The sequence below is a fragment of the Streptomyces sp. 130 genome, assembly GCF_007096885.1.
In the GTDB taxonomy this organism is placed as follows: domain Bacteria; phylum Actinomycetota; class Actinomycetes; order Streptomycetales; family Streptomycetaceae; genus Streptomyces.
The window spans coordinates 82,581-100,146 of record NZ_VJNO01000001.1; the positions used below are offsets into that span (position 1 = coordinate 82,581).

Consider the following 17,566-nt stretch of genomic DNA (forward strand, 5'->3'; position numbering starts at 1 on the left):
CCCAAGTTCGCCGCGCACACGGTAAATTTCGGGCCATGCCCCGTGGACGCCATCGCCATTCGCCACCACTGCACAGAATCCTTCCGCCTTCGGCAATCGCCGGAGCGTCGGTCGCGTGTGCCGCGGGAGCCTGGCTGCTGACCGAACCCATGGCCCTGCGCGCCCTGGTCGCGGCAGCGGCGGCGGCCGCCGTCACCGGCGCGGTCCTGATGCGCGGCTGGGACCGCGAGGCGGGCCGTCGCGTCGCCGAGCTGACGCGCGCCCGTGCGAGCGACGAATGGCGCGCCGAGGAACGCGCGGCGGAGCTCGAAGCGGATCTGGAGGAGGCGCGGGAGATCCGCGCCCGCCTGGAGACGAAGCTGCGCCGCAAGCGCGTCGAGCTCGCCGGGCTGCGGGGCGAACACGCGGCGCTGCTGCGGCGGTACGCCAACGCGGAGACCGAGCGCGCCAGCGTCCTGGAGAGCAGGCGGCAGCTCGCGATCGAGGCGTCCGCGCCCGCCCGCGCCCTGCCCCCCGCCCGCTCCACCCCCACCCCCGACGCCTATGCCCGCGCCGCCCGCGCGCTGGCCGACCTCCCGCGCAACGCGGCGCTCCAGAAGGCCCGGCGCATCGCGGAGGAGGCCGGGAAGGACCTCGCGGAGCGCGCCCCGGAGGCGGAGGAACCGCGGTCCGCGCTGCCCGCCGCCCGGCCCGCCGCGCAGCCGCCGGCCCCGCGCCCGGTGCCGGCCGCCAGCGCGGTCGTCCCGTACACGGCGTCCCGCCGCCAGCCGGTGCCGCAGGGCGGCTTCGACTTCTTCGGTACGCAGAAGGCGGCGCCCGCCGCGACCGGGCGCGCCGCCATCGAGTCCGTGCAGCACGAGGACCTGGCCGACGTGGTGGGCGAGGAGGTCCTGGCCGCGCAGCGCCCGGACGCGCCGGAGGACCGTGCCGTCGGCAAGGTCATCGACCTCACCGCGCACGACGAGACGGAGCAGCTGGACGTGGCGGAGCTGCGCAGCGCGATCTCGTAACGCGGTGGTGCTCGTCGGCGGCTACTTGTCGATGTCGCCGACGACGAAGAACAGCGAGCCCAGGATCGCCACCATGTCGGCGACCAGCGTGCCCGGCAGCAGTTCGGTGAGCGCCTGGATGTTGTTGAAGGACGCCGAGCGCAGCTTCAGCCGGTACGGGGTCTTCTCGCCCTTGGAGACCAGGTAGTAGCCGTTGACGCCGAGCGGGTTCTCGGTCCAGGCGTAGGTGTGGCCCTCCGGCGCCTTGAGGACCTTCGGCAGCCGCTGGTTGACCGGCCCCGGCGCGAGGTCCGCCATCCGGTCGAGGCAGGCGTCCGCGAGGTCGAGGGCGTTGTGCGTCTGCTCCAGCAGGCACTCGAACCGGGCCAGGCAGTCGCCCTCGGTCCGGGTGACGACCTTCAGCGTCTTTGACAGCTCCCCGTACGCGAGATACGGCTCGTCGCGCCGCAGGTCGAAGTCGACGCCCGAGGCGCGGGCGATCGGCCCGGACACCCCGTACGCGTGCACCGCGTCGGCCGACAGCACGCCGACGCCCCGGGTGCGGCCCCGGAAGATCTCGTTGCCGAGGACCAGTCCGTCGTACACGTCCATCCGGGAGCGGACCGAGGCGACGGCGTCCCGGACCCGGCCGAGCCAGCCCGCCGGCAGGTCCTCCTTGAGGCCGCCGACCCGGTTGAACATGTAGTGCATACGGCCGCCGGAGACCTCCTCCATCACCGCCTGCAGCTCCTCGCGCTCCCGGAACGCGTGGAACACCGGGGTGATCCCGCCGAGTTCCAGCGGGTACGAGCCGAGGAACATCAGGTGGTTCAGGACCCGGTTCAGCTCGGCGAGCAGGGTGCGGGTCCAGACCGCGCGCTCCGGGACCTCCATGCCGAGCATCCGCTCCACGGCCATCACGACGCCCAGCTCGTTGGAGAACGCGGAGAGCCAGTCGTGGCGGTTGGCGAGCATGATGATCTGGCGGTAGTCGCGGGCCTCGAACAGCTTCTCCGCGCCGCGGTGCATGTAGCCGACGACCGGTTCGGCGTGCTGGACGCGCTCGCCGTCCAGGACGATGCGGAGGCGGAGCACACCGTGGGTGGAGGGGTGCTGGGGGCCGATGTTGAGCACCATGTCGGTGCTTTCGGCCGCGCCGCCGATGCCGATGGTCGTCTCCGTCATGGGGTCAGTATCGCGTGCCGCCCCGTTGCCCGGGGCGCTGCCCCCGACCCCGCTCCTCAATCGCCGGAGGGGCTCACCGCGTGTTCCAGCCAGCCGAAGTCGCCCAGACCGCCCCGCGCCGTCAGTTCCGCCGCCTCGCCCGCCGCCGCGAGGGCGCGGACGTACGCGGACGGGTCGGCCGACGCCAGAGCGAGGGACGGGCGCCCGCCCGTGACGCCCAGGGCGGACAGGGCCTCGCGCTGGGTGCGTACGGTCGCGCCCGGGGCCGCCGCCGCGCACGCGTCCAGGGCCACGTGGGCCGTCAGGTCGCAGGTGCCGTCCGGGACCGGCCGGACCTCGCGGCCCGCGCGGAAGCCGGTGAGCGTCCCGAAGGGCGGGCGTCGCCCGCGCACGTGTGCGTAGTCCACCGCCACCGCGAGCCCGGCGGACAGGGACGACACCGCCGCCGCCCACGCCTCGTCGCGCGGCCGGCCGATCTCCGCCCGGCTGCCCGGTCCGGCCGACGGCCACCAGCGGCGCAGCCACTCCGCGTCCGCCCCGGTCACCGGAGCACCCAGCCGCTCCGCGCCGTCACGGGTGCGGACCTCGACGTACCGCTCCACGCCCTCGGCGTCCGTCTCCGCGACGGGCAGCGGCACGTTGTCCAGCCACTCGTTGGCGAAGAGCAGCCCGCGCGCCCCGGGCGGCGGCTCGGCGCACCACTCCACCCGGGGGTCCAGGCCCTCGGGGCGGCCGGCGAGCTCCACCGCGTACGCGCGCACCGCGAGGTCCCCGCCGCCCTCGGCCGGGAGCGCGGCGAGGACGCCGGTGACGAGTTCCCCGCGCCCGGCGCCCATGTCGACCAGGTCCACCTGCGCGGTGCCGAGTTCCGCCGCCGTGCGGACCAGGAGCCGGGCGACGGCGGCGGCGAACAGGGGGGAGGCGTGCACAGAGGTACGGAAGTGACCCGCGGGGCCCTCGGGGCGCCGGTAGAAACCCTCGTCGCCGTAGAGCGCGGCCTCCGCCGCCTCCTGCCACCCGCGCCACTCATCCGTCACGGGCCCAGTCTCCACCTTGGGGAGTACGGTCCCGGGACGTGGATCGGCCCTTCGGCTGACCCGGCCGCCCCCGGCCTTCTTTACGCTGGGTTACGTGCAGCGCCTCTACGACTTCATCCGCCGGCACCCGACGGGCGTCGACAGCTTCTGGGCTGTCTTCCTCCTCGGGCTCTCCGGGATGACCATCGTGGTGGGCGACGTCGGGCACGGCGGGCGTCTCGAACGGATCGCGGTCGTACCGGTCGTCCTCGGGCTCTGCCTCGTCGTCGCGCTGCGCCGGCGCGCACCGGAGAAGATGCTGCTGCTCGCCATCGCGATGGGCGCCGCCCAGCTGATCTGCGGCGTCCGGCCGAACGCCGCGAACTTCGCGATGCTCGTCATCACCTTCACCGTGGCCACCGTCGGTGAGCGCTGGGCCTCCCGGCTCGCCCTGGCGTGCAGTCTCACCGCCGCCACGATGTCCCAGCTCCGCTGGCCGAACGAGGAGGGCACGCCGCGCAACTGGGCGCAGACGGTGTTCGTCGTCGCCGTGCTGACGGTGCCGTTCGTGCTGGCCTGGGTGCTCGGCGACTCGATGCGGACCCGGCGGGCCTACTTCGACCAGCTGGAGGAGCGGGCGGCCCGGCTGGAGCGGGAGCGCGAGGCCCAGTCGAAGGTCGCGGTGGCCGCCGAGCGGGCCCGTATCGCCCGCGAACTGCACGACGTCGTCGCGCACAACGTCTCCGTGATGGTCGTGCAGGCGGACGGCGCCGCCTATGTCTTGGACGCGGCGCCCGACCAGGCCCGGCAGGCGCTGGAGACCATCTCCAGCACCGGCCGCCAGGCGCTCGCGGAGATGCGGCGGCTGCTCGGGGTGCTGCGGACGGGCGACGCGCAGGAGAGCGGGGAGTACGTCCCGCAGCCCGACGTCGAGCAGATCGAGGAGCTGATCGACCAGGTCCGCAAGGCCGGTCTGGCGGTGGACTTCAAGGTCGAGGGGACCGCCCGCCCGCTGCCCAGCGGCGTCGAGCTGACCGCGTACCGCATCGTTCAGGAGGCCCTGACCAACACCCGCAAGCACGGCGGCCCGCACGCCGGGGCGAGTGTGCGGCTGGTCTACTTCGACGACGGGCTCGGCCTGCTGGTCGAGGACGACGGCAGGGGCGCCGCGCACGAGCTGTACGAGGACGGGGGCGCCGACGGCGCCGGCCACGGCATGATCGGCATGCGGGAACGGGTCGGCATGGTCGGCGGCACACTGGACGCCGGGCCGCGCCCCGGCGGAGGATTCCGGATCAGCGCGCTGCTGCCGCTCAAGGCCGCCGACCGCTGAACGAACGAGGAGAGAACAGGCCCCCATGGCGATCCGCGTGATGCTCGTCGACGACCAGGTGCTGCTGCGCACCGGCTTCCGTATGGTGCTCGCAGCCCAGCCCGACATGGAGGTGGTCGCCGAGGCCGGGGACGGCGCGGAGGCGATCGACATCCTGCGCGCCACCGCCGTGGACGTGGTGCTGATGGACGTCCGCATGCCGAAGCTGGACGGCGTCGAGGCCACCCGCCGCATCTGCGCGCAGCCCGACCCGCCGAAGGTGCTGATCCTGACGACGTTCGATCTGGACGAGTACGCGTTCTCCGGGCTGAAGGCCGGGGCCAGCGGTTTCATGCTGAAGGACGTGCCGCCGGGCGAACTGCTCGCCGCGATCCGCTCCGTGCACAGCGGGGACGCCGTCGTCGCCCCGTCCACCACCCGGCGGCTGCTCGACCGGTTCTCGCCGATGCTGCCCAGCGGCTCCCCGGAACCGCAGCACAAGGACATCGCCAAGCTCACCGAACGCGAGCGCGAGGTGATGCTGCTCGTCGCGCAGGGCCTGTCGAACGGCGAGATCGCGGGCCGCCTGGTGCTCTCCGAGGCGACCGTGAAGACGCACGTCGGCCGCATCCTGACCAAGCTGTCCCTGCGCGACCGGGTGCAGGTCGTCGTCCTCGCGTACGAGACGGGGCTGGTCCGCGCCGGCGGCGGCGCGGGCTGACGGCGTCAGCGCAGGATTCCCTCCAGGAAGTCGCTGCCGAGCCGGGCCACCACGGTCAGGTCCAGCTGGTGCAGGACGTACCGGCCCCGGCGCCGGGTCGTGACCAGGCCGGCCTTCTTGAGCACCGCGAGATGGCGCGAGACCTCGGGCGGGGTGATCCCGTTCGTGTCGGCGAGCTCACCGGTGGTGTACGGGGAACGCGCGATGTTCCGGCACAGCCGCATCCGCATCGGGTGCGCCAGCGCCTCCAGCCGCAGCTGGAGCAGCTCCACCGAGGCGGGCGCGGGCAGCTCCGGCCGGTGCACCGGATAGTGGATCACCGGACGCCAGCCCGGGGCGTGCAGCACCATCAGATGCGGCCAGCCGAAGCTGGTCGGGATCAGTGTGAGCCCGGGGCCGACGGCGGGGTCCGTCGCGTCGGTCGCCCCCTCGGTCAGCTTGTCCACGCTGATCCTGCCGCCGTCCGCGTCGAGCGTGAGCGCGGGCGAGACCGCCCGTATCGCCTCGGCGAGCCCCTTGTGCCGCAGCAGGTCCGTCTTGTGCCGCGCGTCCGCCACCAGCTGGACGCGGGTCCGCTCCCAGGTGTCCGCGAAGAACGCCTGGTCGCAGTCCTCGAACAGGCGGCGCAGCCAGCGGCGCACGGGAGCGGGGTCGGCCAGCAGCCGCTCGGTGAACTCCACCTGGCGCGGGCCGCGCGCCGCCGCCATGTCCAGCGCCCGGGTCCGCGCCTCCGCGTTGCGCAGCGGGGAGGCCGCGCCGGTCCCGTAGAACGCGGCGCAGGTGAACTCCAGGGCGGCGGAGACGAACCGGTCGTCGTCCAGCCGGTCCAGGATGTCCAGGTCGGCGGCGAGGCTGTCGCCCGTCGTGCCGTCGCCGCCGATGACCCCGGCGAACGGCATGAAGATGTCCGAGAAGGTGTTCCGCCACAGGAACTCCGCCTCGTGCAGCCGGTCGGCGAGATCGGGCTCCAGGGCCGTGGTGGTGGCCGTCGCCCAGCCGTGCAGGCCCGGGTGGTGCCCCGGCTCGGCGAGGGCGTGCAGGGCGACGCCCAGCTCGACCAGCGGGGAGGTCCGGAAGACGATGCGGGCGGGGTCGAGCCCCGCTATGTCGATGGTGACGCTCACCGGTCCATGGTGCCGGGTGGGGGTGACAGCCGGAGCGCGGATTGACGGCGGACGTCAATCCGCCTCCCCGACCGAAGCCGTCCGGGGGCCGGGCCGGGGGCCTGGGGGGCCGGGGGCGGGCCGGGGTCGTCCGGGGCGGGCCGGAGTTGTCCGGGGGCGGGCCGGAGTTGTCCGGGGGGTCCGGGGCCCGGTGGGCCGGCCGGGGCAGGCCGGGGCCGTCCGGGGACGGGCCGGAGTTGTCCGGGAGGCGTCCGGGGCCGTCCGGGGGAGGCGGGGCCGCCTCAGCTCTTCCCGTCCACCCGTTCCAGAAACGCCGCCACCGCCTCCCGTACGTCCTCGGCGCTCCACTCCAGCCCGGCCTCCGTCACCGTCACCTCCGTGTACGACACCCCCGGCGCGCCCGTGTCCGGTGTGAACCAGCGGCGGAAGAGCACCGTGCCCGTCTCCTCCGCCTGCCGCACCGAGGCCCGGCTCAGCACCTCCGCGTCGTACGGCAGCCACACCTGGAACTGGTGCGTGTGCGGCACCTGCGGACGCACCCGGAACCAGCCCGCGCCGCCCGCCTCGAAGCCTTCGGCCAGCGCCCCGGCCACCACCTTCGCCTGCGCCGCGTACGACGGCAGCCTCGGCAGCTCCCGGTCGAGCCCGGCCAGGGCCGCGACCGCCGCCGGGAACTGCTGGAAGAGCTGACCGCCGTACCGGTGCCGCCAGAGCCGGGCCTCTTCGGCCAGCGAGGCGGAACCGGCGAGCACGGCCCCGGAGATGCCGCCCAGGGACTTGTAGAACGACACGTACACGCTGTCCGCGAGCGCGGCGATCTCGGGCAGCCCGCGCCCGAAGTGCGTGGCGCACTCCCACAGCCGGGCCCCGTCGAAGTGGACGACGGCGTCGCGGTCGCGCGCGGCGGCCACAACGGCCTCCAGCTCCTCCCAGGCGGGCAGCAGGAATCCGGCGTCCCGCAGCGGCAGCTCCAGCATCAGCGTGCCGAACGGCTCCGGGAAGTCGCGGACCTCGTCGGCGGTCGGCAGCCTCGGTTCGGTCGTCGGGTGGACGGTGCGCAGCCCGCTCACCGACCCCAGGGCGCCGTTCTCGTGCACCTCCGGGTGGGCGAGCGGGTGCAGGGCGACGACGGGGTTGCCGGTGCGGCCGGCCCAGCAGCGGAGCGCGACCTGCTGGGCCATCGTCCCGGTCGGGAAGAACACGGCGGCCTCCGTGCCCAGCAGGCCCGCGACCCGCTGCTCCAGCTCCCCGACGACACCGTCCCCGTAGATGTCGGCCGGCAGCCCCGCGTCGGTGACCGTCCCGGCGTCCGCCGCCAGGGCGGCCAGCTGCTCGCCGAGCGTGCGGTCCTGCGGAAGGCGGGACAGCGCGCGCCCGGCCCGCCGCCACGCGGCGAGCCGGCGCAGCCGCCACTCCTCCTCGCTCCCCGGCTCCGCCGTCCCGTCCGTCACCTGCGTGTTCATGTCTGCCATGGGACGATCATCACGCAGAACGCCGGTCCTGCCCACCGCGTGTCCCGGGCCCGCCCGGAGCGGTATCCACAGCCTGTGGACAGCCGGGTGGGCGGGGCGGTCGCTGGCGTAGCATGCAAGGGAATCGTCCGGTACCCCCCGCGGACTGGAACGGAAGGCCCGCAGTGTGAACGCAACAGCTCCCAAGGACCCCCTCGACGCGCGGGACCGCCCCGCCCGGCTCACCGTCGGCGTGGTGGGGGCGGGCCGCGTCGGCCCCGCCCTGGCCGCCTCCCTGGCCCTCGCCGGACACCGTCCGGTCGCCGTCTCCGGGGTCTCCGACGCCTCCCGGCGGCGCGCCGCCGAACTCCTGCCCGATGTCCCCCTCGTGACGCCCGCCGACGTCCTCGCGCGCGCCGAGCTCGTCCTGCTCACCGTCCCCGACGACACCCTCCCCGGGCTGGTCGAGGGCCTGGCCGAGACCGGAGCCGTCCGCCCCGGACAGCTCCTCGTCCACACCTCCGGGCGGTACGGGACGAAGGTGCTGGACCCCGCGCGCCGGGCCGGCGCCCTGCCGCTCGCGCTGCACCCCGCGATGACGTTCACCGGCACCTCCGTGGACGTCCAGCGGCTGGCCGGCTGCTCCTTCGGGGTCACCGCGCCGGACGAGCTGCGGCTCGCCGCGGAGGCGCTGGTCATCGAGATGGGCGGCGAGCCGGAATGGGTCGCGGAGGAGTCCCGTCCGCTGTACCACGCGGCCCTCGCCCTCGGCGCGAACCACCTGGTCACCCTGGTCGCCCAGTCGATGGAGCTGCTGCGCACCGCCGGGGTCACCGCCCCCGACCGGATGCTGGGCCCCCTGCTCGGCGCGGCCCTGGACAACGCCCTGCGCTCCGGCGACGCGGCGCTGACCGGCCCGGTCGCGCGCGGCGACGCCGGCACCGTCGCCGCGCACCTCGACGAACTGCGCGCCCACGCCCCGCGCACGGTCGCCGGTTACGTGGCGATGGCCCGCGCCACGGCGGACCGCGCCCTCGCCCACGGCCTGCTCAAGCCGGAGCTGGCCGAGGACCTGCTCGACGCGCTGGCGGACAGCGGCACGGCCACCCGCGGTTCTGGCTCGGGGGGCTCTGGTTTGGGCGGTTCTGGTTTGGGCGGTCCCGGCTCGGGTGGCCCTGGCTCGGGCGGCGCGGGCACCCGCGGCCCTGGCCCGGGCAGTCCTGGCCCGAACGGTCCCGGCGGCCCCGGCCCGGACGGCCCCGGCTCGGGCGGCGCGGGCACCCGCAGCCCTGGCCCGGGCAGCCCTGGCCCGAACGGCCCCGGCCCGAACGGCTCCGGCCCGAACGGTCCCGGCGGCCCCGGCCCGAACGGCTCCGGCCCGAACGGTCCCGGCGGCCCCGGCCCGAGCAGCCCCGGCCCGAACGGCCCCGGCGGCCCCGGCCCGAACGGTCCCGGCGGCCCTGGCCCGAACGGCCCTGGCTCGGGCAGCCCTGGCCCGAACGGCCCCGGCCCGAACGGTCCCGGCGGCCCCGGCCCGAACGGCCCCCGCCCAGGCGGCCCCGGCCCGGACGGCCCCGGCGGACCGGCCCCTTCCGATGACAGCGGCACCGGACCGGAGGACTCCTGATGACCGCCACCACATCCACCGCCCCGGTCCTGCTGAACACGGCCGGTGAGCTGCACGCGTACGCCCCCGAGGGCCGGCGGGCCGTCGTCATGACGATGGGCGCCCTGCACGAGGGCCACGCCTCGCTGATCCGCGCCGCCCGCGCCCACGCGGGCCCCGCCGGTCAGGTCGTCGTCACCGTCTTCGTCAACCCGCTCCAGTTCGGCGAGGCCGCCGACCTCGACCGCTACCCGCGCACGCTCGACGCCGACCTCGCGGTGGCCGGCGCGGCCGGCGCCGACGTGGTCTTCGCACCCTCCGTGGACGAGGTCTACCCGGGCGGCGAGCCGCAGGTCCGGATCTCGGCGGGCCCGATGGGCGAGCGCCTGGAGGGGGCCTCGCGCCCCGGGCACTTCGACGGCATGCTCACCGTCGTCGCCAAGCTGCTCCACCTCACCCGCCCGGACACCGCCTTCTTCGGGCAGAAGGACGCCCAGCAGCTGGCACTGATCCGGCGCATGGTGCGCGACCTGAACTTCCCGGTGGAGATCACCGGCGTGGCGACGGTCCGGGAGCCGGACGGCCTCGCGCTGTCCAGCCGCAACCGCTTCCTCGACACGCACGAGCGCCGCACCGCGCTCGCCCTGTCCCGCGCCCTGTTCGCGGCCCGGGACCGGCTGGCCGCCCAGGCCGCCCTGCACGCCCGCGCGCAGGCCACCGGCGCCACCGAGGACCGGGCCGCCGGGCTCAACCGGCTCGGCGAGGCCCGCCTCGCGGCCGACGCCCAGGCGGTCGCCCGGGCCCGCCCGGACGCCGGGCCCGCCGCCGTGCGCGCCGCCGCCCGCGCGGTCCTGGAGGAGGCGGAGGCCGCGAGCCCGCCGCTCGCCCTGGACTACGTGGCGCTCGTGGACCCGGCCGACTTCACCGAGCTCCCCGACGACCGCGCGGCCGGTGAGGCGATCCTCGCCGTCGCCGCCCGGGTCGGCGCCACCCGCCTCATCGACAACATCCCCCTCACCTTCGGAGCGACCCCGTGACCGGTATACGGCTGACCGCCCCCGCACCCGGCTGGTCCATCGACGCCGACGTCGTGGTCGTCGGCTCCGGCGTCGCCGGGCTCACCACCGCGCTGCGCTGCGCCGCCGCGGGCCTGGCCACCGTCGTGGTGACCAAGGCCCGGCTCGACGCCGGCTCCACCCGCTGGGCCCAGGGCGGCATCGCCGCGGCCCTCGGCGAGGGCGACACCCCCGAACAGCACCTGGACGACACCCTGGTCGCCGGCGTCGGCCTCTGCGACGAGTCCGCGGTGCGGGCCCTGGTCACCGACGGCCCGGGCGCGGTGCGCCGGCTGATGGAGACCGGCGCCCGCTTCGACACCGCCGAGGACGGCTCCGTCGCCCTCACCCGGGAGGGCGGCCACCACCGCCGCCGCATCGTCCACGCGGGCGGCGACGCGACCGGCGCCGAGGTCTCCCGCGCCCTGGTGGAGGCGGTCCGCGCGGCAGCCCTGCACACCATCGAGAACGCCCTCGTGCTCGACCTCCTCACCGACGCCGAAGGCCGTACCGCCGGTGTCACCCTGCACGTGATGGGCGAGGGCCAGCACGACGGCGTCGGCGCGGTCAACGCCCCGGCCGTGGTCCTGGCCACCGGCGGCATGGGCCAGGTCTTCTCCGCCACCACCAACCCCTCGGTCTCCACCGCCGACGGTGTGGCGCTCGCGCTGCGGGCCGGCGCGGAGGTCTCGGACGTGGAGTTCGTCCAGTTCCACCCGACCGTCCTCTTCCTCGGCGCCGGCTCCGAGGGCCAGCAGCCGCTGGTCTCCGAAGCGGTGCGCGGCGAGGGCGCCCACCTCGTGGACGCCTCCGGTACGCGCTTCATGCTCGGGCAGCACGAACTCGCGGAGCTGGCCCCGCGCGACGTCGTCGCCAAGGGCATCACCCGCCAGATGCAGCTCAAGGGCACCGACCACATGTTCCTGGACGGCCGCCACTTCGGCGCCGAGATGTGGGAGCGGCGCTTCCCGACCATCCTGGCCGCCTGCCGGTCCCACGGCATCGACCCGGTCACCGAACCCATCCCCGTGGCCCCCGCCGCGCACTACGCCTCCGGCGGCGTCCGCACCGACCTGCGGGGCCGTACGACCGTCCCCGGCCTGTACGCCTGCGGCGAGGTCGCCTGCACCGGGGTGCACGGCGCGAACCGGCTGGCGTCCAACTCGCTGCTCGAAGGACTCGTCTTCGCCGAGCGCATCGCCGCCGACATCGTCACCGACCGCCCTCGTTCGGGCGCGGCCGTCGGCCCCGCCGGGACGCCCGTCCCGCTGCAGGCCCCCGAGACCCGGCTCACGGTGCAGCGCGCCATGAGCCGGGGCGCCGGGGTGCTCCGCTCCGCCGAGAGCCTGGCCGCCGCGGCGGACGAGCTGGAGGCGCTGCGTCTCGGCACCCGCGAGGACGGGGCGGCGGAGGCGAAGCCCGCGGTGCCCGGCGTCGAGGCGTGGGAGGCCACCAACCTGCTGCTCGTCGCCCGGGCCCTGGTCGCCGCCGCCCGCGCCCGCGAGGAGACCCGGGGCTGCCACTGGCGCGAGGACCGCCCCGAGCGCGACGACGCGGACTGGCGCCGCCACCTCGTCGTACGGCTCGACCCCGAGGGCGGCCTCGTCCTCCGTCGGACGGATACCGAGGCGTTCGGGCCCGTGGACGCGCCCGGGGCGCCAGACTGCGCAGCGACGAGCACCACCCACCCCACTCCCGAGGAGCCGTAACCGTGAGCACGCCCGAAGAGAATCCGCGCCCCACCCCCGTGGACGTACCGCTGATCCGGGTCGGCGCGCCCGCCCCCGCCGCGGGCGGCTGCGGGGACGGCTGCGGCTGCGGCGGGGACGAGGAGTACGAGGAGTGCGGGCTCGACCCCGCGCTCGCCCAGCTCCTCGCCGAATCCGGGCTGGACCCCGTCCAGGTCGAGGACATCGCGCACCTCGCCATCGCCGAGGACCTGGACGGCGGGGTGGACGTCACGACCGTCGCCACCGTCGCCGAGGACGCCATGGCCACCGGTGACTTCACCGCCCGCGAGGCCGGGGTGGTGGCCGGGCTGCGCGTGGCGGAGGCGGTCCTGTCGATCGTCTGCACCTCCGAGTTCGAGGTCGAGCGGCACGTCGAGGACGGCGACCGCGTCGTCCCCGGCCAGAAGCTGCTGACCGTCACCACCCGCACCCGCGACCTCCTCACCGGCGAGCGCAGCGCCCTCAACCTGCTCTGCCGGCTCTCCGGCATCGCCACCGCCACCCGCGCCTGGGCCGACGTGCTGGAGGGCACGAAGGCCGAGGTCCGCGACACCCGCAAGACGACGCCCGGGCTGCGCGCCCTGGAGAAGTACGCGGTGCGCTGCGGCGGCGGCGTCAACCACCGGTTCTCGCTGTCCGACGCCGCGCTCGTCAAGGACAACCACGTCATCGCGGCCGGCGGCATCGCCGAGGCGTTCAAGCGGGTCAGGGCCGAGTTCCCGGAGCTCCCGATCGAGGTCGAGGTGGACACGCCGGCCCAGCTCACCGAGGTGCTGGAGGCGGGCGCCGACCTGATCCTGCTGGACAACTTCACCCCGGCCGAGACCGCCGAGGCGGTCGCCCTGACCGGCGGGCGCGCCTTCCTGGAGTCCTCCGGCCGGCTCACCCTCGAATCGGCCCGCGCCTACGCGGAGGCCGGGGTCGACTACCTGGCCGTGGGCGCGCTGACCCACTCCTCGCCGATCCTGGACATCGGCCTGGACTTCCGCGACACCGACGGGGCCGGCGCCTGATGCTGCTCACCATCGACGTCGGGAACACCCACACCGTCCTCGGCCTCTTCGACGGCGAGGAGATCGTCGAGCACTGGCGGATCTCCACGGACTCCCGCCGCACCGCCGACGAGCTCGCCGTGCTGCTCCAGGGCCTCATGGGCATGCACCCGCTGCTGGGCATGGAGCTGGGCGACGGCATCGAGGGCATCGCGATCTGCTCCACGGTCCCGGCCGTGCTGCACGAGCTGCGCGAGGTGACCCGCCGCTACTACGGCGACGTCCCCGCCGTGCTCGTGGAGCCGGGCATCAAGACCGGCGTGCCGATCCTGATGGACAACCCGAAGGAGGTCGGCGCGGACCGCATCATCAACGCGGTCGCCGCCGTCGACCTGTACGGCGGTCCGGCGATCGTGGTCGACTTCGGCACGGCCACCACCTTCGACGCGGTCTCGGCCCGGGGCGAGTACACCGGCGGTGTCATCGCGCCCGGCATCGAGATCTCCGTCGAGGCGCTGGGCGTCAGGGGCGCCCAGCTCCGCAAGATCGAGCTGGCCCGGCCGCGCAGCGTCATCGGCAAGAACACCGTCGAGGCCATGCAGGCGGGCATCATCTACGGCTTCGCGGGCCAGGTCGACGGGGTCGTGGAGCGGATGAAGAGGGAGCTGGCGGCCGACCCGGACGACGTCACCGTCATCGCGACGGGCGGCCTTGCTCCCATGGTGTTGGGCGAGTCCTCCGTCATCGACGAGCACGAGCCCTGGCTGACCCTCATCGGCCTCCGCCTGGTGTACGAGCGCAACGTGTCGCGGCTGTAGGAACAGGCCCCTGACCGGCGGTTCCGGGTGCGGCGGCGCTCCGGAGCCGCCGCGCCACCGACGACCAGTTAAGCCGATTTTGTCCCATTAGCACGTATTGTCGCGTCATGCCCACGCCCTACGGATCACGCGGCGGTATGGCCTTCAGCGCGGACGAGCTGCGAGTGCTCCGACGCGCCCTCGCCTTCGCGCTGCACCCCGCGCCCCTGCCCGACGAGGATGTCCAGGACTGCCTGCGGCTGGCGGGCAGCGTGGACGAGGCCGTCTCCGAGGCCGGACGGCTGCGCGCCTTCCTCCTCGCCGACCTCGTCCGCTACCGCGACGCCCTGCCCGGTTCCCTCACCGGCTATCTGGAACTCCTCCAGGACGCCCTGGCCGCCGGATACGACCCGCTCCCCGAGGACCTGGCCGCGCTGCGCGCCCTGCGCGGCGGCCCGGTCGCCGCGGCCCTCCTGGAGCGCTGCCAGATGATCGCGGAGCGCTCGGTGCGGGCCCGGCTCGCCGGACGGGCCCTGGCCGCGACCGCCCCGGCGCCCCGCGGCAGGCTGCTCGCGCTGCCCGGCGGGCGCGCCGCCGAGCCGGACCGGCCGAAGGCGCCGCCGGCCCCGGCCCGCCCCGTACCGCCGTCCGAGCGCCCGGCGCCGAAGCCCTCCGAGGTCTTCCCGCCGCGCCGCCCCGTACCGCAGCCGCCGCAGCGCGCCGCGGGGTAGCTCCGAGGGGCCGGGAGGCGGCTCGCTACTCTGGAGGGCATGGACTACGTATCCGCGCTCGTGCCCCCCGTGGTGATGGCCGCCTTCTTCATCGGCCTGGTCGTGACGATCGTCAAGAGCCAGGGCGGCCCCAACAAGGCCAAGGAGGACGCGGCCGTGGAGGCGGCGATCAGCCGCGCCGAGTCGGCGCAGCAGACCCCGCGCACCGAAGGGGCCTGACCCCGCCGGGGGCGCTCCGGCGCTTCCTTGTACGAAAGGGCGTGCGACTCCCGAGGAGTCGTACGCCCTTTTGCTGTGTAAATAGTTACGCATTTCAGACATCTGGCACTAAGGTGACGCTGTGCCCCGTCAATTGGGAGAGCTCGAAGACGCCGTGATGACACGGGTCTGGGAATGGAACCGTCCGGTCACTGTGCGGGAAGTCCTGGAGGACCTTCAGCAGGAGCGGTCCATCGCCTACACCACCGTCATGACGGTAATGGACAATCTCCATCAGAAGGGCTGGGTCCGCCGCGAAGTGGAGGGCCGCGCATATCGATATACGGCCGTCTCCACCCGCGCCGCATACGCCGCCGCCCTGATGAACGAAGCCTGGTCGCTCAGCGACAACCCGGCAGCCGCGCTGGTCGCGTTCTTCGGGATGATGTCGGCCGAGCAGCGCGAGGCTCTGCGCGACGCGATGCGGATCGTTCTGCCCGCCCTTCCCGGGGACGGCACGGTCCAAGCGGACGAAGCCGTCGATGGCGAAGCCGGTGAAGCGGCCGATGGCGCGGAGCCGGAGACCGGGCGATAGCGTCTGCGTATGTCCTCAGAGCTTCCGCAAACCGATTCCCGGACCGAACCGTCGGTTATAAACGTGGCGATCACCGTCCGGCGCGCACGGACGAGCGATGTGCCCGCCGTCCGCCGCCTCCTCGACGGCTACGTGCGGGAAGGCATCCTCCTCGACAAAGCCACGGTGACGCTTTACGAGGACATCCAGGAGTTCTGGGTCGCCGAACGGGACGAGGACGCCTCGGTCGTCGGCTGCGGTGCGCTGCACGTCATGTGGGAAGACCTCGCCGAAGTCCGCACCCTCGCCGTCGACCACGGCCTCAAGGGCGCCGGGGTGGGCCACCAGGTCCTCGACAAGCTGCTGCGGACCGCCCGCTGGCTGGGCGTCCGCCGCGTTTTCTGCCTCACCTTCGAAGTCGACTTCTTCGCGAAGCACGGCTTCGTGGAGATCGGTGAGACGCCCGTCGACGGAGATGTCTACAGTGAGCTGCTGCGTTCCTATGACGAGGGAGTCGCGGAGTTCCTCGGCCTCGAACGAGTGAAGCCGAACACCCTGGGCAACAGCCGGATGCTTCTGCACCTGTGACCGCGCGAAGAGCGGGAAGAGGGGGCGCGCCCCTATGTCCGAATCGCGCACGTTTCCCGTCTCCTTGAGCTGCTGAACCTCTCCCGGGGGTTTGTGTTTTCCGGGGAAAAGCGGTTTCCTTTCCGCGTACTCCATTTTCGATGAAAGGAAATCCGGTGGCACAGAAGGTTCAGGTCCTTCTTGTTGACGACCTCGACGGCGGCGAGGCGGACGAGACGGTGACGTTCGCGCTGGATGGCAAGACCTACGAGATCGACCTCACCACCAGCAACGCGGACAAGCTGCGTTCCCTTCTCGAGCCCTACGCGAAGAACGGCCGGCGTACCGGTGGCCGCGCGGCGTCGGGACGCGGCAAGGGCCGCGCCGTCTCCGGTGGCAACAAGGACACCGCCGAGATCCGTAAGTGGGCCCGCGAGAACGGCCACAATGTGAATGACCGCGGTCGCGTCCCCGCCGAGATCCGCGAGGCTTACGAGAAGGCCAACGGCTGAGCCAGGGGCTCATCGTGGAACAAGCCCGCCCGGGCACGCGCCAGTCGCACCCGGTGGCATTCCGTCGCCACGGCGTCCACGAGCCGGACGAGGTCGGGAGCATCACCACGCGCGCTCCCGAAGCCGGAGAAGGCCGGGAGGACCGGCGCTTCGTCCTGCTCCCGTGACGGCCCGGGGGGCCGCAGCCAGGAGGCGGCCCCCGGCTCCACCGGACGTCCGGGCGGCGGCGGAGCGGTGATCCGCCCGCCCGCGCCCAGACCGGTCAGCGACAGCGCGACCCCGCCCCATTCCAGCCAGTCGAGCAGCCCCGGCAGCTCCTCCGCGCTCCCCGGCGCCACCAGCAGGCTCATCCGCGGCCCCATGAGCGCCACCGGCCCCGTCGGGCCCACCCGCCGCAGCGCCGCGTGACCCGCGACGGCCGGGACGACGAGCACGTCGAACCGCAGCCCGGTCAGCAGCCGCACCGGCGGGCCGCCCGCCGTGGCCCAGCCCATCTCCCGCTCGTACCACCCGGCCCATCCGTCGCACGGCTCCTCCCGGGCGCCACCGCCCAGCTCGACGGCGGACGGGACGCGGGGCGGCGGGACGGCGAGGGTCATGACGGGACAACCCCCGACCGGCCCCAGGGGTTACGTAGTGCGCACGTGCGACCGCGTAGGGTGTCCGGGTTGGGGGCGTACGGGCGCATTCAGGAGTACGAAGATGTTCGCCCGTAGCGGAGGGAACCCGCGTACGCCGCATGGACTGTCTGTAATTGCGGGTAAGACATCCCTAGTGGGGAGGGGCGACACGCAAGCCATGCACGTCTCACGTTCGCCATCGGCGTACTGGCGACTGGGGTATTGGCCTGGCCTGCGGGAACATCGTCTCGCACCATCGGGTTGGAGCAGTTGTCGGCGTTCGGGGCGGGGCATCCGCCAGGAAGCAAGGCCGTGTGTCGGCAGTTGAAATGAGCGGTCCCCGCTTGCGGGACTAAGCTGCGGAAGGACAGGGAGGGGACCGACCC

17 protein-coding genes and 1 pseudogene are annotated in these 17,566 nt (G+C 74.2%); 13 read left to right on the forward strand and 5 right to left on the reverse strand.

Annotated elements, in window-relative coordinates:
- The first annotated feature begins 35 nt into the window (after nt 1–35).
- A complete protein-coding gene (locus FKN01_RS00400) occupies nt 36–1,010 on the forward strand; it encodes a hypothetical protein (protein WP_185992683.1) in 975 nt (324 codons plus the stop codon).
- Between the two features lie 21 nt (nt 1,011–1,031).
- On the opposite strand, the gene FKN01_RS00405 is transcribed toward FKN01_RS00400, so the two are convergent.
- Both FKN01_RS00405 and FKN01_RS00410 read right to left on the reverse strand, forming a co-directional pair.
- Complete coding sequence (locus FKN01_RS00405; protein ID WP_143615660.1) at nt 1,032–2,174, reverse strand: NADH-quinone oxidoreductase subunit D; 1,143 nt, start codon at nt 2,172–2,174, stop codon at nt 1,032–1,034.
- Between the two features lie 56 nt (nt 2,175–2,230).
- Nucleotides 2,231–3,211, reverse strand: a complete 981-nt coding sequence (locus tag FKN01_RS00410; RefSeq protein WP_143615661.1) for an SAM-dependent methyltransferase — start codon at nt 3,209–3,211, stop codon at nt 2,231–2,233.
- A 94-nt stretch (nt 3,212–3,305) separates the two neighbouring features.
- Between FKN01_RS00410 and FKN01_RS00415 the strand changes: the two genes are divergently transcribed.
- Together FKN01_RS00415 and FKN01_RS00420 are read left to right on the forward strand one after the other, a co-directional pair.
- Nucleotides 3,306–4,523 (forward strand): sensor histidine kinase, encoded by a 1,218-nt coding sequence (locus FKN01_RS00415; RefSeq protein ID WP_143615662.1) that lies wholly within the window; start codon nt 3,306–3,308, stop codon nt 4,521–4,523.
- 25 nt (nt 4,524–4,548) lie between these two features.
- Complete coding sequence (locus FKN01_RS00420) at nt 4,549–5,223, forward strand: response regulator transcription factor (RefSeq protein ID WP_143615663.1); 675 nt, start codon at nt 4,549–4,551, stop codon at nt 5,221–5,223.
- Nucleotides 5,224–5,228: 5 nt separating this feature from the next.
- On the opposite strand, the gene FKN01_RS00425 is transcribed toward FKN01_RS00420, so the two are convergent.
- Together FKN01_RS00425 and FKN01_RS00430 are read right to left on the reverse strand one after the other, a co-directional pair.
- The gene (locus tag FKN01_RS00425) at nt 5,229–6,347 is read right to left on the reverse strand and encodes a DUF5937 family protein (RefSeq protein ID WP_143615664.1); all 1,119 of its coding nucleotides are present in this window, start codon (nt 6,345–6,347) and stop codon (nt 5,229–5,231) included.
- A gap of 281 nt (nt 6,348–6,628) precedes the next feature.
- Nucleotides 6,629–7,819 carry a low specificity L-threonine aldolase gene (locus tag FKN01_RS00430; protein ID WP_143615665.1) on the reverse strand — a complete coding sequence of 397 codons (1,191 nt, stop codon included), beginning with the start codon at nt 7,817–7,819 and terminating at the stop codon, nt 6,629–6,631.
- Between the two features lie 166 nt (nt 7,820–7,985).
- Here FKN01_RS00430 and FKN01_RS00435 point away from each other — a divergent pair.
- The 10 genes and pseudogenes from FKN01_RS00435 to FKN01_RS00480 form a co-directional block, all read left to right on the forward strand.
- Nucleotides 7,986–8,924, forward strand: a pseudogene (locus FKN01_RS00435) (Rossmann-like and DUF2520 domain-containing protein); the annotation flags it as partial.
- Between the two features lie 500 nt (nt 8,925–9,424).
- A complete protein-coding gene (gene panC / locus FKN01_RS00440) occupies nt 9,425–10,441 on the forward strand; it encodes a pantoate--beta-alanine ligase (RefSeq protein ID WP_143615666.1) in 1,017 nt (338 codons plus the stop codon).
- On the forward strand, nt 10,438–12,168 hold the full coding sequence (locus FKN01_RS00445) for an L-aspartate oxidase (RefSeq protein ID WP_143615667.1): 1,731 nt from the start codon (nt 10,438–10,440) through the stop codon (nt 12,166–12,168). The genes panC and FKN01_RS00445 overlap by 4 nt, the downstream gene beginning before the upstream one ends.
- Nucleotides 12,169–12,170: 2 nt before the next feature.
- A complete protein-coding gene (gene nadC, locus FKN01_RS00450; RefSeq protein ID WP_143615668.1) occupies nt 12,171–13,202 on the forward strand; it encodes a carboxylating nicotinate-nucleotide diphosphorylase in 1,032 nt (343 codons plus the stop codon).
- Nucleotides 13,202–13,999 carry a type III pantothenate kinase gene (locus tag FKN01_RS00455; RefSeq protein ID WP_143615669.1) on the forward strand — a complete coding sequence of 266 codons (798 nt, stop codon included), beginning with the start codon at nt 13,202–13,204 and terminating at the stop codon, nt 13,997–13,999. The genes nadC and FKN01_RS00455 overlap by 1 nt, the downstream gene beginning before the upstream one ends.
- A 137-nt stretch (nt 14,000–14,136) precedes the next feature.
- Nucleotides 14,137–14,709, forward strand: coding sequence for a hypothetical protein (locus FKN01_RS00460; protein WP_143615962.1), 573 nt, complete (start codon nt 14,137–14,139; stop codon nt 14,707–14,709).
- Between the two features lie 39 nt (nt 14,710–14,748).
- Nucleotides 14,749–14,928 carry a hypothetical protein gene (locus FKN01_RS00465; protein WP_143615670.1) on the forward strand — a complete coding sequence of 60 codons (180 nt, stop codon included), beginning with the start codon at nt 14,749–14,751 and terminating at the stop codon, nt 14,926–14,928.
- Between the two features lie 121 nt (nt 14,929–15,049).
- A complete protein-coding gene (locus FKN01_RS00470) occupies nt 15,050–15,502 on the forward strand; it encodes a BlaI/MecI/CopY family transcriptional regulator (RefSeq protein WP_143615671.1) in 453 nt (150 codons plus the stop codon).
- Between the two features lie 9 nt (nt 15,503–15,511).
- On the forward strand, nt 15,512–16,069 hold the full coding sequence (locus tag FKN01_RS00475; protein WP_143615672.1) for an amino-acid N-acetyltransferase: 558 nt from the start codon (nt 15,512–15,514) through the stop codon (nt 16,067–16,069).
- Between the two features lie 155 nt (nt 16,070–16,224).
- Entirely contained in the window at nt 16,225–16,560 is a 336-nt protein-coding gene (locus FKN01_RS00480; RefSeq protein WP_018102272.1) for an Lsr2 family protein, read from the forward strand.
- Here FKN01_RS00480 and FKN01_RS00485 read toward each other — a convergent pair.
- The gene (locus tag FKN01_RS00485; protein WP_143615673.1) at nt 16,539–17,159 is read right to left on the reverse strand and encodes an SCO3374 family protein; all 621 of its coding nucleotides are present in this window, start codon (nt 17,157–17,159) and stop codon (nt 16,539–16,541) included. The genes FKN01_RS00480 and FKN01_RS00485 overlap by 22 nt on opposite strands.
- Between the last annotated feature and the right edge of the window lie 407 nt (nt 17,160–17,566).

Bases quoted from the DNA above. Each gene is read 5' to 3' on its own strand.
- FKN01_RS00475 (WP_143615672.1), top strand. From the start codon at position 15,512: ATGTCCTCAGAGCTTCCGCAAACCGATTCCCGGACCGAACCGTCGGTT.
- FKN01_RS00420 (WP_143615663.1), top strand. From the start codon at position 4,549: ATGGCGATCCGCGTGATGCTCGTCGACGACCAGGTGCTGCTGCGCACC.
- FKN01_RS00465 (WP_143615670.1), top strand. From the start codon at position 14,749: ATGGACTACGTATCCGCGCTCGTGCCCCCCGTGGTGATGGCCGCCTTC.
- FKN01_RS00400 (WP_185992683.1), top strand. From the start codon at position 36: ATGCCCCGTGGACGCCATCGCCATTCGCCACCACTGCACAGAATCCTT.
- FKN01_RS00405 (WP_143615660.1), bottom strand. From the start codon at position 2,174: ATGACGGAGACGACCATCGGCATCGGCGGCGCGGCCGAAAGCACCGAC.
- FKN01_RS00430 (WP_143615665.1), bottom strand. From the start codon at position 7,819: ATGGCAGACATGAACACGCAGGTGACGGACGGGACGGCGGAGCCGGGG.
- FKN01_RS00485 (WP_143615673.1), bottom strand. From the start codon at position 17,159: ATGACCCTCGCCGTCCCGCCGCCCCGCGTCCCGTCCGCCGTCGAGCTG.
- FKN01_RS00460 (WP_143615962.1), top strand. From the start codon at position 14,137: ATGGCCTTCAGCGCGGACGAGCTGCGAGTGCTCCGACGCGCCCTCGCC.
- FKN01_RS00455 (WP_143615669.1), top strand. From the start codon at position 13,202: ATGCTGCTCACCATCGACGTCGGGAACACCCACACCGTCCTCGGCCTC.
- panC (WP_143615666.1), top strand. From the start codon at position 9,425: ATGACCGCCACCACATCCACCGCCCCGGTCCTGCTGAACACGGCCGGT.